The sequence below is a fragment of the Candidatus Melainabacteria bacterium genome, from assembly GCA_003963305.1.
Classification (GTDB): domain Bacteria; phylum Cyanobacteriota; class Vampirovibrionia; order Obscuribacterales; family Obscuribacteraceae; genus PALSA-1081.
The window spans coordinates 125,431-146,000 of record RXJR01000009.1; the positions used below are offsets into that span (position 1 = coordinate 125,431).

18 protein-coding genes, 1 tRNA gene and 1 pseudogene are annotated in these 20,570 nt (G+C 46.9%); 14 read left to right on the forward strand and 6 right to left on the reverse strand.

Annotated elements, in window-relative coordinates:
• Positions 1-22: 22 nt before the first annotated feature.
• On the forward strand, positions 23-454 hold the full coding sequence (locus tag EKK48_10590) for a hypothetical protein (GenBank protein RTL42434.1): 432 nt from the start codon (positions 23-25) through the stop codon (positions 452-454).
• Between the two features lie 430 nt (positions 455-884).
• On the opposite strand, the gene EKK48_10595 is transcribed toward EKK48_10590, so the two are convergent.
• Both EKK48_10595 and EKK48_10600 read right to left on the reverse strand, forming a co-directional pair.
• Positions 885-1,313 (reverse strand): hypothetical protein, encoded by a 429-nt coding sequence (locus EKK48_10595; GenBank protein ID RTL42435.1) that lies wholly within the window; start codon positions 1,311-1,313, stop codon positions 885-887.
• A gap of 932 nt (positions 1,314-2,245) precedes the next feature.
• Positions 2,246-2,557: a hypothetical protein gene (locus EKK48_10600; protein RTL42436.1), complete on the reverse strand. Its 312-nt coding sequence runs from the start codon at positions 2,555-2,557 to the stop codon at positions 2,246-2,248.
• A 338-nt stretch (positions 2,558-2,895) separates the two neighbouring features.
• Here EKK48_10600 and EKK48_10605 point away from each other — a divergent pair, with 338 nt between their 5' ends.
• Positions 2,896-3,417, forward strand: a complete 522-nt coding sequence (locus EKK48_10605) for a hypothetical protein (GenBank protein ID RTL42437.1) — start codon at positions 2,896-2,898, stop codon at positions 3,415-3,417.
• On the opposite strand, the gene EKK48_10610 is transcribed toward EKK48_10605, so the two are convergent.
• Positions 3,414-3,734 carry a hypothetical protein gene (locus tag EKK48_10610; protein RTL42792.1) on the reverse strand — a complete coding sequence of 107 codons (321 nt, stop codon included), beginning with the start codon at positions 3,732-3,734 and terminating at the stop codon, positions 3,414-3,416. The genes EKK48_10605 and EKK48_10610 overlap by 4 nt on opposite strands.
• A gap of 550 nt (positions 3,735-4,284) precedes the next feature.
• Here EKK48_10610 and EKK48_10615 point away from each other — a divergent pair.
• Positions 4,285-4,710 carry a hypothetical protein gene (locus tag EKK48_10615; GenBank protein ID RTL42438.1) on the forward strand — a complete coding sequence of 142 codons (426 nt, stop codon included), beginning with the start codon at positions 4,285-4,287 and terminating at the stop codon, positions 4,708-4,710.
• A 239-nt stretch (positions 4,711-4,949) separates the two neighbouring features.
• On the opposite strand, the gene EKK48_10620 is transcribed toward EKK48_10615, so the two are convergent.
• Both EKK48_10620 and EKK48_10625 read right to left on the reverse strand, forming a co-directional pair.
• On the reverse strand, positions 4,950-6,167 hold the full coding sequence (locus EKK48_10620) for a hypothetical protein (GenBank protein RTL42439.1): 1,218 nt from the start codon (positions 6,165-6,167) through the stop codon (positions 4,950-4,952).
• Between the two features lie 222 nt (positions 6,168-6,389).
• Positions 6,390-7,544 carry a S1/P1 nuclease gene (locus tag EKK48_10625; protein RTL42440.1) on the reverse strand — a complete coding sequence of 385 codons (1,155 nt, stop codon included), beginning with the start codon at positions 7,542-7,544 and terminating at the stop codon, positions 6,390-6,392.
• 764 nt (positions 7,545-8,308) lie between these two features.
• On the opposite strand from EKK48_10625, the gene EKK48_10630 reads away from it, so the two are divergent.
• From EKK48_10630 to EKK48_10665, 8 genes are all read left to right on the forward strand, one after another.
• Positions 8,309-8,827, forward strand: coding sequence for a hypothetical protein (locus EKK48_10630; protein RTL42441.1), 519 nt, complete (start codon positions 8,309-8,311; stop codon positions 8,825-8,827).
• Between the two features lie 182 nt (positions 8,828-9,009).
• On the forward strand, positions 9,010-9,528 hold the full coding sequence (locus EKK48_10635; GenBank protein RTL42442.1) for a hypothetical protein: 519 nt from the start codon (positions 9,010-9,012) through the stop codon (positions 9,526-9,528).
• Positions 9,529-9,812: 284 nt separating this feature from the next.
• Positions 9,813-11,351, forward strand: coding sequence for a tetratricopeptide repeat protein (locus EKK48_10640; protein ID RTL42443.1), 1,539 nt, complete (start codon positions 9,813-9,815; stop codon positions 11,349-11,351).
• 139 nt (positions 11,352-11,490) lie between these two features.
• On the forward strand, positions 11,491-11,811 hold the full coding sequence (locus tag EKK48_10645) for a hypothetical protein (protein RTL42444.1): 321 nt from the start codon (positions 11,491-11,493) through the stop codon (positions 11,809-11,811).
• Between the two features lie 541 nt (positions 11,812-12,352).
• Positions 12,353-12,556, forward strand: a complete 204-nt coding sequence (locus tag EKK48_10650) for a hypothetical protein (protein ID RTL42445.1) — start codon at positions 12,353-12,355, stop codon at positions 12,554-12,556.
• 69 nt (positions 12,557-12,625) lie between these two features.
• A complete protein-coding gene (locus EKK48_10655; protein ID RTL42446.1) occupies positions 12,626-12,817 on the forward strand; it encodes a hypothetical protein in 192 nt (63 codons plus the stop codon).
• Positions 12,818-13,551: 734 nt separating this feature from the next.
• Positions 13,552-13,857: a hypothetical protein gene (locus tag EKK48_10660; protein RTL42447.1), complete on the forward strand. Its 306-nt coding sequence runs from the start codon at positions 13,552-13,554 to the stop codon at positions 13,855-13,857.
• An 850-nt stretch (positions 13,858-14,707) separates the two neighbouring features.
• Positions 14,708-16,138: a ComF family protein gene (locus EKK48_10665; GenBank protein ID RTL42448.1), complete on the forward strand. Its 1,431-nt coding sequence runs from the start codon at positions 14,708-14,710 to the stop codon at positions 16,136-16,138.
• A 242-nt stretch (positions 16,139-16,380) separates the two neighbouring features.
• On the opposite strand, the gene EKK48_10670 is transcribed toward EKK48_10665, so the two are convergent.
• Positions 16,381-16,453: transfer RNA gene (locus EKK48_10670), tRNA-Thr, on the reverse strand.
• A gap of 435 nt (positions 16,454-16,888) precedes the next feature.
• On the opposite strand from EKK48_10670, the pseudogene EKK48_10675 reads away from it, so the two are divergent.
• The 3 genes and pseudogenes from EKK48_10675 to EKK48_10685 all read left to right on the forward strand — a co-directional run bounded on the left by EKK48_10675 (position 16,889) and on the right by EKK48_10685 (position 20,528).
• Positions 16,889-16,969, forward strand: a pseudogene (locus tag EKK48_10675) (calcium-binding protein).
• 573 nt (positions 16,970-17,542) lie between these two features.
• A complete protein-coding gene (locus EKK48_10680; GenBank protein ID RTL42449.1) occupies positions 17,543-19,105 on the forward strand; it encodes a DUF4173 domain-containing protein in 1,563 nt (520 codons plus the stop codon).
• A gap of 82 nt (positions 19,106-19,187) precedes the next feature.
• Positions 19,188-20,528 carry an insulinase family protein gene (locus EKK48_10685; protein ID RTL42450.1) on the forward strand — a complete coding sequence of 447 codons (1,341 nt, stop codon included), beginning with the start codon at positions 19,188-19,190 and terminating at the stop codon, positions 20,526-20,528.
• Positions 20,529-20,570: the final 42 nt, after the last annotated feature.

A 20,570-nucleotide genomic window follows, 5' to 3' on the forward strand; every position in this document is an offset into this window, starting at 1 on the left:
TCTGAATACCGGAGCAATCGTTATGAAGAACAAGCGCACAATCGCAGCAATTTTCTCAATTATTCTCGTATCCACCTGTCAACAATTGGATGCCAAAGCTCATAATAACGGCTCGTCAAAAGTTAGTGTAGTCGACCGTCATCCCGACAGCAGTTTTACTAAAGCAGTAAAAAAACACTGGCATTTAACACGAAGTGGCACTCCAATGAAGATTTCCGTCGACTTTCGACTCCATAACGGCATTTTCCAATGTATTTCCATGCAGGATTTAGCTCGTGAAAATCACGAGGTTGACGAATTGGTTGAACTATCAGTAGTCAAAGCCTTGGAAGCAGGGTGTCATGATTATTCAGCGCCCTCTACACAGAACGCAGGAGAATATAATGCGCTGTTTGTTTTTGGCCCGAAGAGAAATTCTACGATAAAAATCGAATCGATCAAACGTGGCACCTAAACGTGCAAAGCAAATCGATTTTGTGTTTCAAAGATTGGACATTTTTGAACGTGAGTCAATTCGGTGAGCACCGTATGCAGTACCATAGGCGGCTTCGTTTTCGATTATTTGGTTAGAAAAACTTTCCTCCCATCGCGATTGCTACTCGCCATGCCTTAAGTTACGTTCGCTCTAACTTTTATCTTTTATCTTTTATCTTTTATTTGGTTATCTGGTTTTTCTACCACGAGGCTTAGTATCTCTATAGCAAATGCGCCAATACAGTTGAGCCATCAATAGCGAATGTCAGCTTATAGCCGTTCTCACCAACTAATTCTCCTGATGAAGGCACAGCCGGTTGAAGTTGACGAAGAAATACAATCAACTCACTAGCCGTTTGAAAAACACAATTCAGGCATTGGGGAACGAGCGAAATCAACAAATCGAATCTTCAATGCCCGGCGCCTTTGAGAAATTGCTGAATCAGTTCATCCTGATTGTCGCTTGTCATGGACGCTTCGTAGATAGCATCGGCGGCGGCATCGAACGAATCAGCTTTGGTTGCCTCGATGAGCGCGGAGATTGCTCTCGCTTTGTGAAATTCTACTTTGCCTGCATCTTCAGACGAGTCCGTTTCGCTGAGATTGAAATAGCATTCGTCGTAATACTCAAGCTTTTGTTGGAGTTCTTGCTTGCAAGTCAGCGACAGTGTCTTGCCTGCATTTAATTCGGCGAGTGCTTGTAAAACTACTTGATCATCAATTCCTGCCGTTTTGATTGCGTAACAGCAAGCGATCCTTTTCAAATAGGTTTGCTGCGCTGGAGACATGTGCTGCAACTTATCGGCGAATTCTGCCGAAAGATTGAATAGCCTCTGCATGTCACTTCGCTCCCTTCAAAGGTGTGGATATATACATTAGTTTCCATGATTCTAGCAGCACAATCTTCACAGATGGGGCGCGAGCGATTTTGAGGCAATACGTGCCCAAAATGAAGCCACCAAAACCAGGCGGTCTTTGTGGCAATCCATATCACGATTACGCTGTCGCGCAAAATAGATATAAGTACTGCGTTGACAAATGCAAAAATGACCGACGAGCAACTCGATCATATCTATCGTGAACTGGAAAAACGATTTACAGCTGAAACGATGAAACAGCAAGTCTAAGCCACAGACTACATTGCGCCCGACGGTGGAAGAAGCGAAGAAGCGCAGCGATAGCAACAAATACATCGCATTTTACTACCAACAAATCGTTCTGATACTCGCAATCATGTTGGTTGTTGCCGTGGGGTATGCGCTGCGTCGAGCTTATCTAAATTTTCTTCCCAACGAACATTCGAAGTGCCAGCCGGTTTACTAAATCTAGCCGATAGCAAAGCGCCACCACATTTGAGGAGGACAAACGGCGCGCTAATTTCTCCGCCCACAGGTAAAGATGCTCGAGTTCGAAGCACTGTCGTTAATTTGTAAGCTGGAAAATATACCAGATAGCCATTAGGTGCGACTTCGATAACTCTGCAAATTGAGTAATGACTTCGTTTGCTTCGGGCCGAATCTCCACCCTCATCTCCGGTTTTTTTCGGCATCACAGTGCCTCCGAATTAGCAGTCATCAATCTCATGATGACACAAAAACGGTAATCCTGATGTGGGAGTGTCATGCGAGAACAATCATGTTTCAATTTCAAAGCGTCGGAACAGGGCTTACACGCTGCTTGATCCAGATAAAGAGCGGTGTGATTACTAGCAACAGCCATCCAATCGAGCGCAACTTTACTCTATTAATTCAACTAGCCTTGGATTTGCAACTTACTTCTGAGGAGTCTGCATAATCTGCCGGACAAACTCCGGCTGCCGATTATCCTTGAACGTAGTGAACAGTTCCACCCAGACACTTCCGCCAGCGAAAGGCTTTCCGCTGTTATTAGTTGGATTCACTATCAAGGCTTCCTTTGCCTTGGGCAGTGAAAAAGTCACCATAAAGTTTGGCGGACCGCCACCCATTTGCTTGTGAACTTGAGCCGTCTCTTCACCCCAATCAATATTCTCAGGGTACCCCGTCGCAATCGCTTTTACTCTCACTTCTCCCTTATCATTTTTTCGCAGTTCTATTTTCTTCAATGCTATGCAACAAAACCAATACACAAATTGCCGCACTGGCTCAGCCTGGCATCTTTGGTGGTGTTGGTAACGCCCGAGGGGCGGAGTTATACGCCCAGACATTTGCACAGCAGACATATATAAAGAGTCTTTCTGGTCAAATTTCTGGATTCCCTCTTACCGAAGTCGCAAATGGTCTGTTCAAGAACGGATATTATGGTTGTATAGCAACTCTTATGCTAATGGAACTAACACTTCGCCACCACAGAGTGTATGCCACTAAGTAAGTAGGACTTGGTTGTATTATGGGAGGATGATGTTTACATCCTCCCATTCATATCTATGCGGGTGATTCAATCATGTCAAGGCTATTCAAAATCTGCATTTTGATCTGTCTCATTACTATGACTTTTTGTCATATTTCTCCCGGTGAAACTAAAAAAAAAAAGTGGCCTTATCCACTCACACTAACACCTGGTCCATGGCCAAATGCATACGGTGAAAGTACGAAGACCGTCTATAGCATTGCAACACATATCGCGAAAACACTTGGCGTGATTGAAAATGTCAAGGATTACGATTATCCTAAAACTGCCCCCGCTGTTGAGAAAGAGCTTCAGAAAATTTTTGGCAACCAAACGGTCGATTGTCGAATATTGCTAACACCCGACGGCAAAATATCGGATCTGACTATCTGGAAAAGCACGGCTAGTCCAGATTTGGAAAAAAAAGCTTGTGATCTTATACGACAATCAAGTCCCTTTGATAAAAACAATTATCCATCGAATTTACGTTATGCCATCAGCTTTCCAAACGGTTCGAATAGCAAGCTTATTTGGTGGAGTGAGCAAACCGATACCATGCCAAAAAGGGTAGATTAAGCATAAGTCAACATCTTAGAAGTACTATGCCACCATTTTTTACTTTTTCTCAAATTGGTCCAGTGAACAATATTTGAGTGCTGTAATCGAATTCTATTGTAAAAGATTTCGATATATTCAAAGATGGCTATACGAGCAGCTTCCTTCGACTCGAACTTTTGTTGATAAATCAGTGCCTTTTTCAGAGAACTGAAAAAACTCTCCGCAACGGCATTGTCCCAGCAATTACCTCTGCGCTCATGCTTTGGCTGCAGTTCAGGTTCTTCAGTGTTTCGGTAAACAGATATTCTTTCTTCTGTGAAATCTGCTAAAAATATTTGTTTTAGGCTGACCTAGTTCGCCCTTTCATGGCCTTTTTTGGCTTTTCAGCTATCATCTTTTCTCCTACCCAATGATCATTTTCGGCGCACATGCCTAAGGCAACCTCCAAAAAAAGTCAATCTGCCAAGAAATCCGTATCGGTTTCCGGTTCGAAGCGGAACGCTCCAGCCAAGGATTCAGTAATTCTGAGACTCTCGCTTACCCTTGAAAAAGGTTTGTTTACCGTCTACGCAGAAAGCTATGCTCAGTTTTTTGCACTCGCAGTTGTTGGGCAACAGGGAGCTAGACCCATGATCGACGGCGTTGTGCAAAATGGCGGGGCGCTCAGTACCCTAGGAGTAGACTCAAAATATTTCGGGTGCTAAATCGCCTTTGTTAAGCATCAGCTGGATTCCAGTTACGCGATTCCGGGCAACACCTCTCCAAGCGGGGCGTGTAACGTCGCACCCTGAGCGATAGCAACAGGCTGCGTTTGCTTAAGATTCTTTTTTCTCTAAGCGTCAGAGCAACCTCAGGCTAGAATAAAGACAAAGCACGGAAGCTTTTATGAGAAACAAAGTGGAATTTATTACAGGTTTGCTGATGCTGAGCTTGATTGGAAAATCAGCAGATGCACATACTTCGAGTTCACATGGAAAAGATCGGCTAGATCGTTCTTTTTCATCGATTGTTAAGAGTCATTGGAATGTATCTCATACGGGAACCTTGTATAAGATAAAAGCGAAATTTACCGTGGGTGATAAGGGCGTCGCAAAAATCGAATCCATGGAAAATGTGCTGGGTAATACAGTTATTACGACAGACAATCCTCAAGAGGTTGATCCAGCACTGGGCATTTCGATAGCCAAAGCGATTAAGCTCGGTAGTGAAGAATATGCAGCAAACGGTCATCCTAGAGGCGCAAATTACATCGGTTGGTTTATAACGGCTCCTCATGATACACATAAAGTACGAATTAGCTTGATCAATTAGTTAGATTCCAATAATTGCCTTTCGGCTGATGGAGAGAAGCTTGTTGCGATACGAAAGTCTGTCGTTGTGCACAAAAGCAACTTATATCCGACAAATTTGAATCCGACTCAGCTTGAACCGATTCGAATTCTGTATCCCCAAAATTGTTTCGCCCGTATATCCACTATATGGTCGAGGTGGGACTTGACCCCCGGGGTTCACGGTACTGCGACAATCAAAGCAACCGCCCGCTTGCTTGATCAGTTATGGTACAGCCTCGATATTTCCCGCCTGGCCATCGCCAGAGAAACGGTCCACTCTGTATCCGGCTTCCCATCCACTAGCACACTAGTAATGTCCTTGTTCGAGTCCAAAATGACTCGTAACTTTCCGGCAGAAGTTTTGCAATCAAGCGCTACAGCTTTTCTTGTTTTCGGATTAGTTTCAATGACAAACTCACGCCAGCTTGAGGGCATCGCAAGCGGCGTCGAGCTATAAAGCACCGCCATACTCCGCTCCTTCTCCGTCCTGGGTGGACGGGCATGAGCTTTATGCGACTGCTCAAAACCAAGTTCAAGAGTGTCATAAATTCGCTTCTTCAGCACATCAGCATCGGTGAACGACGCCTTCAGATCGAAGTTCTCCGATTCAAGTTGCCACACATCAGACTTATACTTCGCAACCAATCCATAGCTAATCGGAATCCCATTAACGGTATCTGCGCTCCAAAAGACCTGACCGACAGTGGGAGTTGAATAGAGAATTCCTTGATACCAGGAACCGTTATCTCGAATGCCACTGGGATCGGGATGCGGAACGTATCGAATCAAACGATTCTCCTTGTGGCAAAATTCACGGATGCGACTTATCGTCCAGCGCGCTTTCAAGTATCGTTCAATAGGAAGATTCGCCTCAAGCGCGCTCGACGGTTTGCTAGTAAGAGCGGCAGTCAAATCTGCCAATTTTTTGGCGCTGAAACTACGACCGTGGAAAGGTTCATATCGCTCATCAAAGTCAAAGTGCAGTCGCTTATCGTTATTGAATTTCGACCAGGTGGAAAAAGCCCACACTTGTGTCTTTCCTTGCAATGATTCGATATATCGCTTCAAATCCGTATTGGAGTGCTTCGACAAACAGAACGTGACTTCATCACCGTTACGAACAGCCGTTTCATACACGGCGCGTCCTTCTTTATACGACGCGGCTTCCGTGGTGTTTGTTGAGTCTCGAAGAACGTGTTCGACCTTGACTTTCACATCGAATTCAGCATTGTCGCCGTGAAAGTCATACGAAGTATGAGGACTGATACTCACAATTTTGAACGCTAGACACCAGTTGTATGGAAAGAACAGTTGCTCTTTACTCTGCTTTGCTTGCACTGATGGCTTGATTTTGGCAGCATCAGCGTCCGTTCCCAATTGCAAACCTCCAAACAGAATGAGAAAGAAGCAAAAACACGAGATTCGATGTTCTAACATACTTCCTCATTCCCATTCTTCAGCCCGAAGGCTTCACCGAACTCTCAGACCTCAATCAACCTCTTCAGTTCCACCACTTTCCTTAATCGCTCCACTTCTAAGCGCTTAACCTTAACTCAACTCAACTCAGCTCAACCCACTTCAGTTCCAGCACTTTTTTCAAGCGCTCTACTTCTACGCGCTTCATCTCAACCGACTTCGCTTCACTTCAAATCAACTCACTCACTTCAACTCACTATTCAACAAATTCGCCAAGCGCGCCCCAGCCAGCTCCACCCGCTCCAGACCAATCTTGCGCGCCCTGGCTTTGTATGCCTCCGTCAACTGCCACGGACCATTTGTCTTGCCGACAGGCTTTGCATAAGCCGCACTCTTAGCCAGCTTGTATGACTCCTTAATCCAAATTTTTTCGTCCGACTTCCTCGAAGCACCAGTTTTCAAATCAGGCAAAGTCTTCGCAAACTCAATCGCCGGCTTCAACGCCCGGTCATCGCCGACGATACCATCCCAAACCGAATGCAGATTATCCGGCGCTCCCTTTAATTTACAGTCGTTGCCACCCTTATCTCCATTTAAATCCGCCGACGTCACCCGAGTAACGCAATGAAGAGGCTGATGAACATCTCCAACCAGGTGAAGAAGCCAGACAAGGTCGTAAGATTTGAGATCATCAGACTTCCCCGAAGCCCCCAGGACCTCCCTGAAAGCCCTGATTTGCGTCTGAGCATTCGGCTCTACATACGGTGGCAATTTACTATGGTCACTTGTAAACGGAGTGTCATTGTAATGCCAGTATTTATGCAACTTGAAATCAGAATAGCCCAGATTCTCTGCACATTGCGGACCATCAGGCTTGTTTCCTTTCTCCGCACCATCTGCAACATAATGACGATCTTTCTTAATGTCATCCGCCCAGGTAGCAGCCTGCGCAAATATCCACATGTTTCTCTCATCACCACTTACATCCGCCGGTACCGCATCTACCCACTTCTGAAAGTACGGATTCTTCTCCAACAACTGCATCGCTCTAGCTTTTGTTTCCGGACGCAACTGCCTCCAGGCAATACACGCCACCACCTCATGACCGAAGTCATACCAGGCATAGGCCGGCTGCATCAACTGCACCGACAACAAGGACTCCAACGACTCCAGCGGCAACACTCCAACCGCCAAAATCGCAGCGACACCACAAACTGCCCGTTTCAACAGCCTTCCAGACCTTTCACATTGTCCTACAGCCCGTTTCAGCAGCAGTCCAGACCTTTTAAATTGTCCTACAGCCAATTTCAACTGCCTTCCAGACCTTTCAAATTGTCTTACAGCTGGTTCCATCGGCTCACCATCTCGATCCAATTGCTGCCTCGCACTTTTTGACATTCTTTCTCCACCCTGAACCCCCACCACCTCTCGCCCCGCAATTCCACAGCCCCGCAATTCCACAGCCCCGCGATTTTACCAGCTATTAGACAACCACAACAGTTGGCAAACTGTTTCATGGACAAATGCACCTCGCTGATTCAATTCTAAGATGCTGCCAGACTTGCCTTGAGGGCTAAAAGAGTGCTTCGACATATCAAAATAACGTTGATCACCGAACTTGCCGTCATCATTGGAATCATGGTCTGGACGTACTGTTATCCGTGCCCTCCTGAATTCGATGAAAGCGCTCAACCACCATTCTCTGGCCCGCAGTGGTATCGAGAGTGGCGCTACAACTTTGACGGTCAACGATTTATCAATTCAATGGTCTGGAACTATCACAACCCGTCCCTCAATCAAGCATTAAAGCCCAAAATGCTTAAATTAAGTGAGCCTCTAATAGAATCTGGCTTTTGGTTGCTCTTTGCGCGCAGCTGTGTGGACAACGGTTTGAACTTAGCAATTCTATCTCCGCTACTAGCTTTGTTCCTGTCAATCGAATCACAACGCGGCAAACGAAGAGCGGCTTTTAGCCATGATCGGAAATCAAATCACTTTCAAACAATGTCGGCCGAATAAGTTATTCTCCATGCACTCCATAATTGCTGTTGTGTTTATTTGCAGAATTCTGTTGTAATGTGGTTTAAACCGGTTCACTTTCAAGTTCATACTTGTATCAGTGATAATGGGAGCAACTCAGTAAGCTACAAGGAGAAAGCGTTGTGGAGGATTATTTTTCCGTTCTTGGAGCGACGCTGGTTCTGCTCTTAACAGCTGGCTGTCTGGAGGTTAAGGCTAGTAATTCTGTGGATTTGAAACATGCAGCTATATCTGGTGACGCTATAGATAAGCTTGCCACTGGTCAATCGGTTCATATGAACAGTGCCGATGAGTACATTTGCCAGGGAAGCGCAAACCGGGTGGTACCATTGCTGCGACCCGATGGAAATGGCATAGTTGCGATCGTAGCCATTTCTTCTAACGAGAAAACAGCAATCTTAAATCCATCAGGCATTGACTATGGCGAAATCCCGCCCTTAACGAAACTTACCCCAGCTCAGGCAGACCAACTTTGGGGCTCCAAATCTGACGCTCAACAAGGGTTGCAACGAACATACAAGCTTAGTTCGAAGTGGAATCAACACTTTTTGATCGATTTATCCTTCAAGAATGAACAGCTTGAAAAATACAGAATCAGAAGTCCTTTGCTTCGTGCGCCCGATTGGAAATTAGTGCACTAAAAGAGGAGAAGAAGCAAATGTTTCTTCTCCTCCAAGTCGTTAAACTTTAGTTCACCGCCGCTGGCGGATTAGCGATCATACATGCTACCACGGGAGGTGGCAACAAATTTGGGTATTCCGCTTGCTACGTTATACCGTTGGGTTCCTGGAGCGGCATCAAGAGCGAAAAATAGGAGGAAGCAATGAGCGAAGTAAAGGGCTGGGCATGCTGGCAGGAACCATACAACGCCTATGAAATCGGTACCGACGATCAGATCGTAAACGTTGGAAATCGTTCTGCATTTGTTCGATCTATTGATGGAACCGGACAATTTGGCGCAATAATGCAAAAGATTAGTGCTGACAAATTCAGAGGAAAGCGAATCCGATTTTCGGGTTTCCTGAGGTGCAAAGATGCTCAGAATGGCTGCGGATTGTTTATGGAAGTGTTTGCGCTCTTCCCGGAGAATAATCCGCTGCGAGCCCTAGACAACATGAGTAAGCGACTCGTGTCCGGAACGATGGAATGGGTCAAATGCGAATTGACACTCGATGTTCCAGATGACGCTTATGGTATCAATATTGGGGCAAGACTGTTGGGACAGGGTCAGCTGTGGATTGACGGACTGAAATTCGAAGAGGTTGGGCGGGATGTTCCATTGACGGATGAATTCTGTCGTTATCCGAGCGAGCCACAAAACTTAGATTTCAAAGATTCATAACCCGGTCTCGATGCAGAACACAGCCCGAGTCAAGTTGGTGCTTTCTCGAAAACACTTAAATAATCTGGTCAAATCTCAGCTGCGAGGAAGCTATTGCTTTGAGCTGGAGCGCCAGGAGACTGTGCATAACAGCAGCAAACATTGAGCAAGGTACACACGCATAGTAAGTTTCTCAGCACTCAAATACCTCACTTGGTATTTCCATTATTTCACAAAGCTCGCGTTGGGTGATGTAGCTTTCAGCTCAACTACTGAGACTCCGCAAAGAGACCCTCGCAATTCAAATGCGGTTATTACGCTGGGCTATCTCAGCAAATTCGACTATCCTCATTCTTATGAAAGGGCACTTGAAATCAATTTTGTTGTTGGCGGCGTTAGTCGTCGGCTGTCCTTGTTTGGCGAAGAATGCTTCTTCAGGCTCTAGTTCGATCGTGCTCGCAAAAGTATATTTTGCCAGAGGATTAAACAATCTCAGGCACAAAGAGCTGCGTCAGGCGGTAAGCAATTTTACCAGAGCTACACAGCTGAATTCTAAGTACGCCGCTGCCTTCAATAATCGAGGGAACGCTCTGACCGATCTTGGCGATTTTAAAGGAGCGATGGCCGATTTTGACAAGGCAATAAAATTAGACCCGACAGCATCCTACGCTTACAACAATAGAGCCACTTTACACGAAAAGCTTCAAGACAAATCGGGTGCTTTATCTGACTACGCTAAAGCGATTAACCTTGATCGAAACTATTCAACCGCTTACTATAACCGAGCCCAGCTCCGCTTAGATATGAACGATTTAGAAGGGGCTCTGATTGACTGCAATCAATCAATTAGAATCAATCCGAATGAATCTCGTCCATATTACACACGCGCCAGAATATCGATAACCCAAAACAATTTAGTAAGCGCGATCAAAGACTTAGACCAGTCCATTAAGTTTGATTCGCGAGATGCTGCTGCCTATGGAAATCGTGGTTGGGCTAAGCATCGAATTGGGCAGAACCAATCGGCGCTAGAAGACCTCGATCAAAGTATTCGCCTTGACGGAAGTAACAGCCTCAATTTCCAGACGCGCGGCAATGTGAAGCTGAGTTTGGGAGACCAGAATGGAGCGTTAACTGACTGGGAAACAGCAATCAAACTTTGTCCGACGAGTGTTGTTTATTGCCTGCGCGGGATTACCTTTTTGACGCTAGGGAATCGCGCATCCGCGCTCCATGAGTTTGGAATGGCTGTAAGGCTTGATCCAAACAACGATTTTGCTTACTGCAAAAGAGGCGACATTCGGTTCGCGTTGGGTGATGTAGCTGGCGCCTTTGACGATTACAATCTCGCAATTAAAACTAATTCCCACATGAGCCTTGGTTACCGTTACCGAGCTTACGCGAATTACAAGATTGGCAATATAAGACAAGCGATTGCCGATATAGACGAAGTAATCAGATTGAATCCAGCCTATAGCTACAACTACACCGCGCGGGGTCTGTTCCGTGAAGAGATCGGTGACGAAAAAGGATCTGTTGAAGATTTTTCCAGTGCCATTGAACTAGATCCAAACCTAGTCTGCAATTACCTTTTCCGGGCAGATGCAAATTGCAAACAAGGGTGTGCACTTCAGTGCGCATCAGACTACTTCGATGCCTTACAGTTAAATCAGCAAGCGTCTTGGAAACACTTGATAGATTTTTGCCGGCAGAGGTATGCCGAACTTTGTGAAAACAGTGGCAAAATCTGCCAATTTAGCAAGACCAATTTGATACCACACACGGTGCACAGCGACATCAGTCCCGAGGAACAAATGTCGTTATTCTGGTTCCTTTATCGTTAATAAAACAACCTGACGTCGGCGCGATTGTAGCAACGCGAAGCAATTTGCGAGCGGCAGCTCCGGATGGATGACGTAATGAGCCTGTGGCACTATACTAAGGAATTATCGGCTGGGAATATCTAGCGCCAAAAGGTGCCGCTTGATACAAGAAGTGACAGACAGTGAAAAGTCCAAAATTTCAATAAACTATTGGCTCGTGCCGATCATTGGCATTTTAGTTTTTCTTGTTTCGGGAGTTGGTTTCGGCTGGTTCATTCTTCTTCAGATGCAGGCACACGGATTGCATCAGGGTGACTATTTTCGCTTTGGTCACTTTCAGCTTTATCTTTTGGGTGCAGGCGGAGGAATATTTGCCATTGCCATAATCGCAATATCTGCAATATTGGCTGCTGTTACAACTATGCTTACTATTAGTTGGGGACCTAAAATTTTCTCGATTCTAAAAAGCAAGCGGAAGTGAGACACCCCATCGCCAATCGTACTCATGGAACCACGTCAAACACTCTAGAGCGTCTGACAAAGTGGCGCTGAACCGTTACCAGTCGGTAAAAAACACAGCAAGAGACAGTCCTAAACTCTGCTCTTCTGACTGCTTCACAGCCCGGCGACCTTACTGCGTTACTCAACCATAGGATCGACGCCCCCGCTCTAGTCCAACTTTTAACAGGACTGAAACCCGCTGAACGCTATCCAAGGGCGTTCTTACTGTTGAGATAAAGCAACTAGAACGAGAAGGCGTTTATTCACGAGGGATGATGAGCTTTTCGAGCATGCAATGGATGAACTCAACATACATAATCCGCTTTTCGAGAAGTCCGTCCATGAGCACTGCTGCGAAGAAACGAGAAACGACAAAGCTGATGAGAGATCTGCGCAAATTGCATCCTACTAATCGACGAGAATAGAACGTCCAGCACAATTGGAAGCCCGGTAAAGATGACGCAAGGGTACTCTGGCACTATAATGAAGGAACAGTCAGCTGTGAATGTCAGCCGAGCGCCGTGACGCAGATAATCTTTGTCGATAGAATGCCTATTCCAGAAGACTCAAAAATACAGATAATAAAACGGCAAATTGAAGCTTGGAAAAATAGAGCTGCGATGGCTCGACAGCAAGGATGCGACGATTTGGAAAAACAAGCCCTGGACCATAAAAGAGAGTACGAAAACGAACTGGCAAAACTTCAAGAGTTTGAACTTGAGTGACATGCACTCAGACTAAGAGAATGATGACAAAGAACATACAAGGTTATGAAACTGTCGGGAATGTGAACCATGGAAGAAGACAACGACGAAGAAGCACTTAAAATACAAACTGGTGAACTGTTGAAATGGCTTGTGATACGTCGTTCATCACCTGGCGAAGGACCTGAACTACGCGCTTCTCCTGTGCCAAAACGTCCGTCACCTGACAGTGGTACAAATGCTGCAAATCTAAACAGTCCTGGGGCGGAAGACGAAATATAAGCAAGCAGGCTTATAAGCACGGCAGGCACGTTAGAGAAACAAATTAAGGAGCACAGAATAGCGTGGTGCGTGAAAAAAGACTAGCACCAGTCCTGTGTCTCATTGCGGCAGTAGTGCTTTGCTGTGAGTGGCTTGCTGACGAGACGCATCGTTGTCCAGAATTTGCCTACAGTCAGTTTCAGAACATGCTGAGGGCAGACACTATTGATCAGAACCTCGTCACTGTGGTGCTCCCTCCCTATACGAATAGTTTCGGTCGCGATTATGTGCGCTTGTGGATAAAGGGAGATCCTCTATGCCACTTCATGTTTATTCCGACAGACTTTTTAAATCATGACGGACCAGCTCTGAAAAAAACGCGCGCATATAGAATTCAGAGTTGTGGCAATTGTGAGATCATCGGAATCGGGTTGAAGATATTTTTTGAGATAGTAATCGCTGGGTGTATCCTTCTGGCATTTCGCTCAAAGCTGTCGAATGAAACAGAACATCGGCAATCGACTCAGGAAGAGACCGCTTAGCAGAATCGCGAAGTTCGGGAAAAATGAAGCATTGACGCTGTGGCGCTATACTAAAGAAAAGGTCGTTACGCATGTCTAGCATCAAAAGGTGTCGCTCAATAGAGCAGTTTTAGCTTGAAGAGTCTGAGGCTAGACAGAAAAGCAATTTGGCAATGGTCATCGTCATATTGTTTGGTCAATTCAATCAAAGGCTTCAGACACTCGGACACAAGAATGCCTATTTCCAACGATACTCAAAAATCGGTAGTTCAAAACTCTTGGTTCGCAGGACACCACCATCCGTGGCTGAGCTCTGCAATTGGACTGTACTTGGCTGGCGTATTTTCGTTTGGCACAGACCTGTATTTGTTCTGGCTAAACAGACCGGATGACCTCGACAGAGGTCCGCATTTTATAGATGACTTCACTTTCACGATAATGGTCGAAGCGCTGGGCGGCTGCATCGTGTACGTGCTAATCGCAGTTCTGCAATGTCTATTTGATTTTTTGCGCTGCGTCTTCTACAAGTCTGAAACATAAACAAAATGCGCGGGACAGGGCTAAGTGAATCAGAAACCTCCAGGAGCCTACGTATTGGACGAATTCGCCTGCTGGCGAACTTAATGTACTGTTACTAATTAAAAGCTCTCTTGCTGCACACGCTAATCTGCTAGTTCTAGAGTTGGGTCAATGAAGCTGACACCCGCGGCAACCCTATAAACAGCGGTAGCTAGCTCCTCTTCGGAACACGTGCTGGATATGGCTCCAGTAAATCCGCTCCGCCTAATTTGATTGTGATATTTGGATGCTGTTTTTCGATTGAGCACGATGAGTACACCTGCGCTGGCAACATGATTTATGCGTCGACAGAGCTCCACCATTTCCAATGTATCAAGCGAGACCTCTAAAACATACAAGCTCGGAACACTGCTCGCGTTTTGGGCAGTCGCCGGCTCAATCACGCTTACTAATCTTGAGAGCTTTGATAAAAATTCAGGCTCAAACTGACCGTGAATGAAAGCTTTCTCGAGCACCACAATACCTAGCGGAAACAAGAACACAAACAATTGTACTTTACTTCTTAAATGCACCGGTTTCGGGCATTAAAACAAGAAATCGGTAAATGAGTTACACAGTCTCTCAAGTCGAAACCAAATCTCCAAACCTTTGATGATTGCGAACGTGAATTACCTGTAGCGGACAGCCTCGCTCCAACTAGTTTGCCGCAAATTAGCAATGCTGATCTAACGCCCGACGCTCTTCAATTTGGGAAGCCTACGAAAATGAAAGTGACTCGACTGCACAATTACACAGTCGACTGACGCACCCGTTGACCTAACCTGTATTCAACATCTAAGGTCTTCACGTCACTTTCACAATCGAGGTCAACATGTTCTTCACTGTCACCAAACTCCAGACTTTGATTATCGACACAGACGACTTTCGCACAGACCCTCAGCTGCTGCAGGAAATAGTCCAATGCCTCGATCTCGTCTTGAAGGTGATTTTAGTCACTCGAAGCAACCGCCCCCACGACGCCTTCGAAAACCGCACCACCCGACCGAAGAATACTACCGAACATCTGCGCTACAACGCTCTGCTCAAACGCATCATGATTGAGTCCAAAACACCTCCCGCATCGACCGTGCTTTTATGCCGCGACCGGCTCACTCTGGAACTTGCCAGAACACTGCTGATCGGAACTGTCGTATTTACTAACCAGACACTGCCTGCGGAAGAGAGATTTCTGCTCTACCAGGAGAGCCCCGATTACGTAGTCACCACTCTCGACGCCTTACTAAAATGCCTCTCCCTAGAGGACCAGGGCTTCGTCGCCGAAATTGAATCTGCACCAAATCGCATCATCGAATCTTCCTACAACTATTCTTCACCAGCAGTTCTCGAAACACCCCCATCACCCCCATCTCTGTCGACCCCACCGTCATCGCCCCCATCCGCATCTAACTCGTCCAATTCAGATTCATCTCCAGTGCCGGAAGAAGACCTGACAGCGCGAATAGTTGAACTACCGAACCTTGAATATCCTGACTGCCCAATCTTTGTTATGGGCAGATACTTTGGACCGGGCGATCCCCGACACCAAATACATGCTCTCAGCCTGCGCATCTTGAAATTCAAACGACACCATTTACCTCACCTCGATATCTTCGGAAAACTCTTCACTACCGGAATAGAAGTCGCCACAGACGGTGCCTACGACCTTATAACCCAAGTACCCAGCCGTCCCGAAGTTGGTGACCGCCTGGGCTATCTACTCTCTAACATCAAGCAAAACTCCACGATCATTCAGCCAGACACCGTTGAATCAAACACTTTTAAATCCGATATCATTCGTCCCGATACCATTAATCCAGACGCCATTCAGCCGGATATTTTGCGATGCGTCAAAACTTACCCGTCTTTAAAAGGCCTGAACCTGCAATCCCGCCGAGCTAATGTCGCCAAAGTCTTCAGCGTACAGAAGGACGTTCAAGGCAAGCGCATTGTAATTATCGACGACGTAATCACCACAGGCGCCACCATCAACGCTTGCATAGAACAACTGAAAGCTGCCGGTGCCTCCTCCATAACATGCGTTTTTCTCGCCTATCACCCATATGCCATCAAAACCCGTCCATTTGAATACTTCTCGTGCTACACGTGCGAAGAACCTCTGGACGTAAAGTTCGAATCTGATTCAGATATTTGCTTCGAGTGCCATCACGAATCGGACTCCGAAGCAGTCCATTCAAAATTAAGTTTCAGTGATGCGCTAAATGACCGACTCGGCCAATCGACTCAGCCAATCCTCGAACTCTAAAGTCCTTTGACGGGTGGGTCTCACGGTTTGCCAAAAAACAAGGACAGCTGGCGGACCTAGATAAGGAAGGTGGTTTTACCTTCTCGTCAGAGTTTAAACCCTTTGAACGCCATTTGAATTTGGACAACTGACTGCATTGATGAGTTAAAAAACTTTCCGAAGCTTTCTTATATTGAACGGAAATTTCTCTCTTAGGGGGCCCAGAAGGGGCCCAGACGAAATTGCGAAATCCGGAAAAGCTTAGCCGATGAGGGGATTCGAACCCCTGACCTACGGTTTACGAAACCGTTGCTCTACCGGCTGAGCTACATCGGCAAAATGCGTAAAACGCCGGAATGCCATTATAAGGGATGCTGTCCGGTCAGGCGTCGAAAGTCTTCGTCGTATCTTAATGGTTGAGCTGTCAGTGGCTGTCAATGGTTGATTGGGCTAACGCTTCCGCCATTTGTATCGATCAGTAAATCCGTGCAGATCCCGTATGCGTGCGTTCACGCGTACATGCACTCGAGCTTATGGCTGTCTCCCGGAACCTTCTCGAAAATTGCCCCGTCGAGCGCTCGGAAGGCAAAACAGAAACAACAATACATTTTAAGGGGATTTGAAATGACTACTATCATCGAACAACAAGACACTGGAAGTTCCGCTGTAGGAATGATTCTCGGCATCCTTTTAGCCGTTGCGCTTATCGCTGGTGGTCTCTACTACTTCGGTGGCGGCATGACTCACACTGAAACAAACACAACTATTTTGCCCGCACCTAGCGCTCCAGCACCAGCACCGCAAGTAAACATCAGTGCTCCAGCGCCAGCTCCGGCACCTGCTGCTCCTTCAGCTGATTCAGCACAATAATTTCTTCTACGAACTGAATCCTGAAACACGAAACGTCGGACTTTTGGTCTGGCGTTTTCGTTTTGTGCTTCTTGTAGCACCGAATCTGGTGCCTGCACGTTTGGTTGCTTCGCGTCGACGGAGTGATTCGACGGACAAACGGGACTGGTGCTTCTGCCAGACATTCTGTGACTCGCATTACATTAAATCGATTCGTCTTCTCCATGCCCTGAAACGTAAAGCAAATGTTCCCTCCGACCGCTTGACTTTACCCAGGCTTTACTTGATGTTAAACGACCGGGTGTGTCCTCCGCGTGCGCTCGGTTTCTAGTCTTTACGAGCTGTTTTTGCCGCTTCCACGTTATTGATCGATCTGAAAACCGAGCGTATGCTGAACTCAGTATCACGGATCGCTGAACGCACAATTTGCTTCGCGCACTGAGCAAGACTAGCTCCTGCGCTAGCTTTGTGCACCCGGAGAAAGCGACTGACATGAGAATAAAGACGATGCGATTGCGGGCAGAAACGAAAGGTATTTTTCGATTCTCTCGCGTTTCATCTTATGTGGAGTGAGATATGGCAATTGCAACTAATATACTGATCGCGGCTTTGATGGTGGGTTTAGCAAGCGATTTGCTTTTCCACGACAGCATTGTGCACTCGACGCCGAACGGACTGAGTGTGCTGCTGTGGTCGTCGGTGGTGAGCCTGGCAGTTTCATTCATTGCTGCGTTCAAGAAGCGCGACGTCGATCGAAAGTGTTTGTGGTGGCTCGTGCCGGTTAATCTGTCGGCTTTTGCCTATATGTGGCGTGATTCGGCAATTCTGCACGGCATCGATATGTATTTGATGTTTTTCAGTCTTGTAATGCTTTCCTTTTCATTGAAAGGAAATGTTGTGCAGGCGCATGGAATCTTCAGGTATGGCGTCGCTTCTCTCAACACAGTTATTGATGCTGTCATTGAAGCCATGAATCTGATCAAGATTGATTTGCCATGGCGTCAGCTTGTGCCGCCCGAACTGAGGAGCAAGGTTCCAGCTCTTGTTCGCGGTTTCGCTTTCGCTATTCCACTGTTGCTGCTGTTCTGCGGATTATTCATCAGTGCTGACGCCGCGTTCGCCAGTCTGTTGAATAAGGGGTTGCGCTTCAATTTTTCGGACCTGTCAGTACACACCGCGATTTTGCTTGGATTCACCTGGTGCACTGCCGGATATTTGCGCCCCATGTTCGCCGCTGACAGAGGTGCAGACTTGCTTGCCACCATGCAATATCATGACTCTAAGGGCGAAATGCAGATGGATGATAACGATAGTCTGAAGCTCAAGCCTGTGATCGGGCGCTTCGAGTTGAACGTTGTTCTTGCTTTGTTGAATCTGCTCTTTCTATCATTTGTGATGGTGCAGTTCCGCTATTTCTTCGGCGGTTCCAACGTCGTTGAAACGACTGCTGGTCTGTCATATGCTGAGTATGCTCGCAAAGGATTTTTCGAGCTGGCAACGGTATCGGCCCTGGTGCTGCCGATGCTGCTGGTTGGAGATTGGTTGCTGCCTCGTCACCGCGATAAGTTCGATAAGGTTTTTCCGGTGCAGGCTGGAATTCAGATCGCTCTTTTGTTTGTGATTATGCTTTCTGCATTCCAGCGCATGAATCTCTATCAGCAAGAGTATGGACTAACTGAGCTGCGGTTCTATGTATCGGCATTTATCGGATGTATGGCTGTGCTCTACGTTATCTTTTCGGCGACTGTGCTGACGGGACGAAGATCTATGTTTGCGTATGCCGCTTCGATTGCTGCTTTTGCGGTTGTGGGCATCATGCAACTCGCTAATCCAGATCGCATCATCGTTGCCGCCAACATCGACAACGCTGTAAAGGGAAAGCCGTTTGATGCGCAATATGCATTGTCTTTGAGCAATGACGCGACTGCATATCTTGCGCAAAACGTTCATAAACTGCCGTTCGCCGCCCAGAAGGAAATTGCCGCTTCGCTGGTCGCTCAAGAGCACGGAGCCTGGCATTACGACTTGCGCAGCTTCAACTTTGCCAAATTCGAAGCATTTAACGCAGTGCAAAAGAATCTTCCACTGTTGAACGCAATTAACACGGTCGGCGCGATCCCAGATCCAGCCACCCACTAGCTTTTCCGCGTCCTCCTCGGAAAGAGCTCGCCCTGCCGCCTTGCCAAGGGTGGTGGGGCAGCGCTCTTCCCGACCCCCAGCAATGTTAAAATGTAGCGTGCCGCAGAGCCGGTCTATACAAGAGATAGCGCGATCGCATATAGATGCATCGCAGGGATATTTAAACAAAATGATTCGAAAAACTACTTTGCCCAACGGAGTTCGTATCCTGACAGAAGTAGTTGATGAAGTTTATTCGGCGTCGATTGGCGTCTATGTCGATGTCGGTTCGGAAGATGAAACCGAGCAGAACAATGGCGTTTCGCATTGCCTGGAGCACATGCTCTTCAAAGGAACTTCGAAGCGAACTGCGCAGGAAATTTCGCAGGAAATCGAAGACGTTGGTGGCAGTCTTGGTGCTGCGACCGGCAAGGAAAATACTTGCTTCTACGGTCGGGTCATGGGCGATCAGTTGGATGTTGCGGTTGATTTGCTGCTCGACATGATAGTTGATGCCAATCTTGATAAAGAAGATTTTGAGTTGGAACGCCAGGTCATTCTCGAAGAAATCAAAATGTATGACGACGATCCGGAAGATTATGCTCACGAGACGCTGATTCTCAATATTTGGCCGAATCATCCACTCGGGCTGCCTATTACAGGAACAGTCGAGACGGTTTCGGGATTTGATGAGAAAGTGGTGCGCGAACATGTCGACCGTTTCTATCGACCTGAGCGGCTTGTTATTTCGATTGCGGGTAAATTCGACGAACAAAAAGTAATCGATCAGATCGCCACTGCGCTTTCCGATATGAAGCCAGGTAAGCGGCACGACAAAGTTGGTGCTCCGAAGATGAAGCGCTACCGAGCCGTAAAACATCGCGATATCGAGCAGGCGCACATCTCAATTGTCAGCGATGGACTCAGTATCACCGATCAGGATCGGTACGTTTTCGCCATTCTCGATTTGTGTTTGGGCGGCAATATGTCATCCCGTCTGTTCCAGGAGGTGCGTGAGAAGCGGGGATTGGTTTACACAATCAACAGTTTCCGCGAAAGTCATCGCGCCAACGGATTGTTCGGAGTCTACGCCGGTGCCAGTCCGAAACAAGTTGGCACAGTGCTGGACCTGATTTCCGAAGAATTCCAGCGCACGAAGAGCGAGGGTTTTACGGAGCAGGAAATCAATCGCGGCAAGATTCAATTGCGCAGTGAGCTTCTGCTGGGTCTGGAGTCGATGCGCAACCGCAGCGCCCGGAGTGCTTATGGCGAGCTTTTCTACGGAAGGCAATTGGAAGTCGATGAGATTGTTGCTGATATCGATCGTGTCACGGGGCAACAGGTGAAAGACCTTGCTAACAGGCTGATCAAGCCCGATTTGCTTTCGATGATTGTGGTTGGTCCGGGGTCTGAGCTGCAGCCCGATTACGAGTTGGCTTGTTAGGCGGCGCTTTAACAGAGTATCGAATGAACCGAGTATCGAATG

Coding starts and splice junctions, on each gene's coding strand:
- EKK48_10615 (RTL42438.1), top strand. CDS start 4,285: ATGAGAAACAAAGTGGAATTTATTACAGGTTTGCTGATGCTGAGCTTG.
- EKK48_10635 (RTL42442.1), top strand. CDS start 9,010: ATGAGCGAAGTAAAGGGCTGGGCATGCTGGCAGGAACCATACAACGCC.
- EKK48_10605 (RTL42437.1), top strand. CDS start 2,896: ATGTCAAGGCTATTCAAAATCTGCATTTTGATCTGTCTCATTACTATG.
- EKK48_10625 (RTL42440.1), bottom strand. CDS start 7,544: ATGTCAAAAAGTGCGAGGCAGCAATTGGATCGAGATGGTGAGCCGATG.
- EKK48_10685 (RTL42450.1), top strand. CDS start 19,188: ATGTTAAAATGTAGCGTGCCGCAGAGCCGGTCTATACAAGAGATAGCG.
- EKK48_10595 (RTL42435.1), bottom strand. CDS start 1,313: ATGCAGAGGCTATTCAATCTTTCGGCAGAATTCGCCGATAAGTTGCAG.
- EKK48_10660 (RTL42447.1), top strand. CDS start 13,552: ATGCCTATTTCCAACGATACTCAAAAATCGGTAGTTCAAAACTCTTGG.
- EKK48_10655 (RTL42446.1), top strand. CDS start 12,626: ATGGAAGAAGACAACGACGAAGAAGCACTTAAAATACAAACTGGTGAA.
- EKK48_10590 (RTL42434.1), top strand. CDS start 23: ATGAAGAACAAGCGCACAATCGCAGCAATTTTCTCAATTATTCTCGTA.
- EKK48_10665 (RTL42448.1), top strand. CDS start 14,708: ATGTTCTTCACTGTCACCAAACTCCAGACTTTGATTATCGACACAGAC.
- EKK48_10680 (RTL42449.1), top strand. CDS start 17,543: ATGGCAATTGCAACTAATATACTGATCGCGGCTTTGATGGTGGGTTTA.
- EKK48_10620 (RTL42439.1), bottom strand. CDS start 6,167: ATGTTAGAACATCGAATCTCGTGTTTTTGCTTCTTTCTCATTCTGTTT.
- EKK48_10640 (RTL42443.1), top strand. CDS start 9,813: ATGCGGTTATTACGCTGGGCTATCTCAGCAAATTCGACTATCCTCATT.